The sequence below is a fragment of the Trebonia sp. genome (assembly GCF_049794275.1).
GTDB lineage: Bacteria > Actinomycetota > Actinomycetes > Streptosporangiales > Streptosporangiaceae > Trebonia.
In genome coordinates, this window is sequence record NZ_JBARCR010000460.1 from 1 (window position 1) to 1,782 (window position 1,782).

Annotated in this window: 4 protein-coding genes; 2 read left to right on the forward strand and 2 right to left on the reverse strand. The window is 67.2% G+C overall.

The window, feature by feature from the left end:
* Positions 1 to 104: 104 nt before the first annotated feature.
* Both WA805_RS12660 and WA805_RS12665 read left to right on the forward strand, forming a co-directional pair.
* Entirely contained in the window at positions 105 to 482 is a 378-nt protein-coding gene (locus WA805_RS12660; RefSeq protein WP_424564471.1) for a hypothetical protein, read from the forward strand.
* Positions 483 to 504: 22 nt separating this feature from the next.
* Positions 505 to 753 carry a hypothetical protein gene (locus WA805_RS12665; RefSeq protein WP_422271864.1) on the forward strand — a complete coding sequence of 83 codons (249 nt, stop codon included), beginning with the start codon at positions 505 to 507 and terminating at the stop codon, positions 751 to 753.
* Positions 754 to 1,142: 389 nt separating this feature from the next.
* On the opposite strand, the gene WA805_RS12670 is transcribed toward WA805_RS12665, so the two are convergent.
* Both WA805_RS12670 and WA805_RS12675 read right to left on the reverse strand, forming a co-directional pair.
* Positions 1,143 to 1,286 carry a response regulator transcription factor gene (locus tag WA805_RS12670; protein WP_422323021.1) on the reverse strand — a complete coding sequence of 48 codons (144 nt, stop codon included), beginning with the start codon at positions 1,284 to 1,286 and terminating at the stop codon, positions 1,143 to 1,145.
* A 58-nt stretch (positions 1,287 to 1,344) separates the two neighbouring features.
* The coding region (locus WA805_RS12675) for a hypothetical protein (RefSeq protein ID WP_425242428.1) at positions 1,345 to 1,782 on the reverse strand (438 nt) is incomplete at its 5' end.

Consider the following 1,782-nt stretch of genomic DNA (forward strand, 5'->3'; position numbering starts at 1 on the left):
CGCTCGGTATCTGCCATCGATGGCTCCCGGAATGGCTCCCTGAGACCTACCGTTCGTGATGGCGTGATGGCGGTTCTGTCAGTGGTGCCGGCCATAATCCGGCCATGAAACTGAGGCGGCTGCGAGACGGCGACGTCCTGGAGGACGGCGACGTCGTGCTGGTGCGCGGGGGTGACCTCGACCCGGACATCCTGTCCGAGGACGCGGTGCGCTACCACAGCATCTACGGCGTCTACGGCATTTCGGTATTCGCCGTTCGGGACGCCACCATCGATGAACTCGCCCAGCAGGCGCCACTGGTCCGCTTCGATCGCCTGAGCCTGCTGACGGTCAGGGATGTTCTTGCCGTGGGTATGAGGCTGGAGCCGACCGGCCGCAACCCGCGTCATTTCACTGTGGGCTTCGATGACCTGGGGTCCGGTGTGCAGCGACTTGTCAGCTGCACGCACCGGGTCGTGCCGAACGCCTACCACGCCGCGTAACCTGGTTAGTGGAGGAACTTTGATGGACGCGCGCATCGACTTGGTAGCCGACCTCAACGACGAAGACGATGAGGGACTCGGCTGGTCCACGCTGAGCGACGCCAGTGACCCCGCCCGCATCCGTCCCGGGGTGATGGTGGTGGCTGGGAACCGCCAGGCCCAAGCGGTCGTCCGGGTAGTGGCTGTCGATGACGACGGGCAAGTCCATTTCGCCGTCCTGCCCGGGTCCGTGGCGAAGAACAGCCACCTCATCGGCCGCGCCTTGGCCTGACCGCCTGCCAGGTTCCAGCACCGCGTGGTCAGCAGTTGAGGCAGCGGGGAACCACTCCTCCGTTCGGGCTGATGTTCTTGATTTTTCCGAACGGAGGGCGGTGACTGCCGCAGCGACAGCCAGTATCCACGGTAGAGGCAGGATCACCGGCGGGATCTACCTCATTTGTCGCGGGCAAGACTGTCTTCTTGCCTGACGAAAGGCCTTCGGCATTCGGCTCTAATCGAGGGGGCGGCGCTGCAGCGGCCCCAGTCCAGCGGCATCCCCGCGCCTACGGGCGCCCGGGTCGGCCGGCAGGAAAGGCCCGTGATATCAGCGGAGGCCTTTTCCCGTCACGGCCTGCGCTATGAGCGTGCGAGCAAGCCGTGGGCGCGGGCCTGCTCGACGGCCTAAGTCCGGCCATGCGCGCCGAGCTTCGCGTACACATTCCGCATATGCGTCCGGACGGTGTGGACCGACAACGAAAGCTGGTCGGCGATCTCCGGCGCGGACAGGTTGGTTGGCAGGAAGCGCAGAACCTCGCCTCCGCTGATCGGCTCGTGGTCTTCGCTGGCTGTACGTCAGGCACATGGCACACCGTGATCCTGGGTCTCACCACCCGGCTGGGCGCGGTTTCCGCGCCGAGTCGAACACCAGGCGGTAGTCCTCGACGGCGCGGATCTGGCAGTCATCGTCGGCCAGGACATCGGACCGGATCATCTCGGCGACGCCCGGGCTGGCCGCCCGGGCGGCCGGGTCCCGCCACCCGGTCTGGCTGATCAGTTGCCCGTCGGCCGGGTCGGCGAACAGCAGCGTCTCGCGGAAACCGGGGGTGTCGGCCAGCCGCGGGACCGCGGTGTCCCCGTACACGTGGACCACGTCCGCGACTCCCGCCGGCTTGACTTGCATCCGGGTCAGCCGGACCGCCTCCCCTGGCGGCCCCTCCCGTTCGAAGACGGTCACCTGGTAATCCTCGGCCTGCACCGGCTGCCCGACCCGCCGGGCTAGTTCGCCCCGGAAAACCGCCTCGGTCTCCTCGCTCAGCCACAG